At 60.8% G+C, this 2,595-nt stretch carries 5 protein-coding genes; 3 read left to right on the forward strand and 2 right to left on the reverse strand.

Annotation, left to right across the window (positions count from 1 at the left end; all coding sequences use genetic code 11):
- Positions 1–362, reverse strand: a 362-nt coding sequence (locus Q4P21_RS16110) for a hypothetical protein (RefSeq protein ID WP_303389733.1), incomplete at its 3' end; no start/stop codon positions are given.
- Between the two features lie 105 nt (positions 363–467).
- Here Q4P21_RS16110 and Q4P21_RS16115 point away from each other — a divergent pair.
- Positions 468–1,082: a GNAT family N-acetyltransferase gene (locus Q4P21_RS16115; RefSeq protein ID WP_303389734.1), complete on the forward strand. Its 615-nt coding sequence runs from the start codon at positions 468–470 to the stop codon at positions 1,080–1,082.
- On the forward strand, positions 1,082–1,573 hold the full coding sequence (locus tag Q4P21_RS16120) for a thioesterase family protein (protein WP_303389735.1): 492 nt from the start codon (positions 1,082–1,084) through the stop codon (positions 1,571–1,573). Before Q4P21_RS16115 ends, Q4P21_RS16120 begins: the two co-directional genes overlap by 1 nt.
- A 38-nt stretch (positions 1,574–1,611) precedes the next feature.
- Here Q4P21_RS16120 and rraA read toward each other — a convergent pair whose 3' ends face one another.
- A complete protein-coding gene (gene rraA, locus Q4P21_RS16125; protein ID WP_303389736.1) occupies positions 1,612–2,085 on the reverse strand; it encodes a ribonuclease E activity regulator RraA in 474 nt (157 codons plus the stop codon).
- A 273-nt stretch (positions 2,086–2,358) separates the two neighbouring features.
- On the opposite strand from rraA, the gene Q4P21_RS16130 reads away from it, so the two are divergent.
- Positions 2,359–2,595: hypothetical protein (locus Q4P21_RS16130; RefSeq protein ID WP_303389737.1), on the forward strand; the 237-nt coding region annotated here is incomplete at its 3' end.

Here is a 2,595-nt window from a genome sequence, read left to right on the forward strand (position 1 = left end):
CCGTTTTGGTCGTACACACTGAAGTTGAGGGTCTTGGGCGGTAGCGCGCCAACCGTGAGCATCCATGAGCCGTCTTTTTGATGAGTGAGCATCCGAGTGCCGCCGGCGGACATCTTGGCGAACGTTGGCGACTGGGGAACGCAGTCGGTGCCGGAGCAAGCCGTGACTGCTGTGGCAGTGGAGTTACTGCTCTGGTTCCCGGCCAAGGACAAAGACAAGTGGTTGTTCCAGTTCGGTGCAGGGCAGGATCCGCCGTCGCGGTCAAGCACAATGGCACCGATGATGAACGCCATGCAAAAGGCTGCAACAAGGGGTATCAACACGAGTTCAACTCGGCGTCGGGTTGTGGGTGCGGCAGGCATGGGCCCATGGTATCCAAGGACTCTGACTGTTTCCCAAGAGGATTCGAACACTGCTCCAAGGTGCATGAAGGGTGTCCGGTGGCAAGTTCGCATTAGGATCTGAATATGCCCTCCGCCACACCAGAATTTCCCGTCCCAGTGCAACCGGCATACCCTTTCGCGGCCGACGGCGTTCGGCTGCGCCCCATACTCCACGCCGACGTGCAGGCCGTCAACGCCTACAGGTCGCTGCCCGAGGTGGCCCGCTACCTGCCACACCCGCCGCAGACCATGGCGGACACCGCACTGACGGTCGCATCCATGATTGCGCAGCAGGATTTCACCACACCCGGCCAGTGGCTGGACTTGGCGGTGGAACGCGGTCCTACCCACAAAGCGATGGGCGAGGTGCTGTTGAAGTGGGATGCGAAAAATTGGCAGCGTGGCGAAATCGGCTTCGTCTTCAGTCCCGAGGTTCAAGGGCAGGGAGTCGCCTTTGCTGCCTGCGCAGCCGCCTTGGACATTGCCTTCAATGGTTTCGGCTGGCACAGGGTTGAGGGGATTTGCGATGTCCGAAACGAAAAATCCGCAGCCCTGATGACACGCCTGGGCATGCGTTTGGAGGCAACTTTTGTCGAGGCTGACTGGAGCAAAGGCGAATGGATCACGTTGCACCACTACGCCATCCTGGAGCGCGAATGGTACGCCTCGACGCTAATCGTGGAAAGTGAAGGAAACTGATGGCTGTTCAGCAGGAAAAGTACGACGGCGGCCAGCGCCTTGCGCTGCAGGTCCCCATGCGTTGGGGAGACATGGATGCCTACGGGCATATCAACAACGTAGAGGTGTTGCGGATCCTTGAGGAGGCTCGTGTCTACGCTTTCGGCCCGCCCGCCGGTACCGGGCTGCCCGGCGTCGAGGCTGCGCACCCCATCTTTTCTGAACTGGACGCGGACGTGCAGGCGCTGGTGGTGGAACACCGGGTCCGGTACCTGGCGGCCTTGAACTACCGCAATGTCGCCGCAGAGGTGAAAGTGTGGATCAGCGCCGTAAAAGGGGCCAGCTTTACCGTGGCCTACGCTATTTTTGATCCTGTCACGGCAGAAAAATGCGTTATTGCTGAAACGGTGCTGGCGTTCTTCCACGAACCAAGCGGCACGCTGGTCCGCTTGAGCCCGCAGAAGAAGGCGCTGCTGGAACCGTTGCGCGGGCCAGCCAACTTCCGCACCTGAGCCATGCCAGCCGGTCCGCCCGAGCCAATTGTGCCCAGCTATTCCCTAGGGCCTACGAGGATTCCGTCCTCGTCGGCATGGATCATTTCGCCGGGATGGATGCTCACGTCACCGAGTTGCACGGGAATATCAACGTCTCCGGTGCCCTCCTTGAAGCTCTTTGCAGGGTTGGTGCCCAGCGCCTTCACGCCGAGTGGCATCTGCGCCATGGCCACACTGTCGCGGATGGCGCCATTGATGATCACGCCGGCCCAGTTGTTGTCCACGGCCAACTGGGCGATCATGTCGCCCATGAGTGCGTTCCCCATCCAGCCTCCCCCGTCAATCACCAAAATGGCGCCTTCTCCCGGGGTGGACAGGAGAGATCTCACCAGCAGGTTGTCCGCATGACACTTCACGGTTCGGGCGGGCCCGGAAAAGCACGACACGGCTCCAAAATTGCGAAACTGTAGGGACACGGAGGCCAGTTTCAGCCCGTGCTCGTCGTAAAAGTCTGCTGTGGAGATGGTCATGGGACTCCCAACGCTGTTGATAGTGGTGGCCCCAGCATAGGACAAAGAACGTGTTGCGGGCGGGCAGCGCGTGGCCGGTGCAGTCAAGGTGCTGTGCTTGGCCCGAAGCTGCATTCTGCCCGGGTGCCTTGCTTTGCACCTAGACGCCCATAAGACTTGTCATGAACGCGGTGCCTGTGTGACGTTAACTGTCTGACGGCGCGTAGATGACGACGGATACCGTGAAGCACAAGGATTGCTGAGCCAAACGAAATGCTGAACAAAGGGGCCACCATGTCAGGGCAGGGACGCCAAACGACGGGCGGCAAGAACCCGCGGAGCAGCGAGAAGGTGCTGTCCGGGCAGTCACTGGCGGCTGTTACGGGAGCCATGGCCAGCCCCGCACAAACCCTCACCCGCGCCCTTGACCGTCACGCCAATGCCCACGACGCCTCCCACTTCCTGCTCATTCCCCAAGCAGTGGCGGTCCCCTCCAGCGCCGCCGAAGTTGCCAAGCTCATGCGTGTCAGT

It is taken from the genome of Arthrobacter sp. (assembly GCF_030540645.1).
GTDB lineage: Bacteria > Actinomycetota > Actinomycetes > Actinomycetales > Micrococcaceae > Specibacter.

Coding starts and splice junctions, on each gene's coding strand:
- Q4P21_RS16115 (WP_303389734.1), top strand. CDS start 468: ATGCCCTCCGCCACACCAGAATTTCCCGTCCCAGTGCAACCGGCATAC.
- Q4P21_RS16120 (WP_303389735.1), top strand. CDS start 1,082: ATGGCTGTTCAGCAGGAAAAGTACGACGGCGGCCAGCGCCTTGCGCTG.
- rraA (WP_303389736.1), bottom strand. CDS start 2,085: ATGACCATCTCCACAGCAGACTTTTACGACGAGCACGGGCTGAAACTG.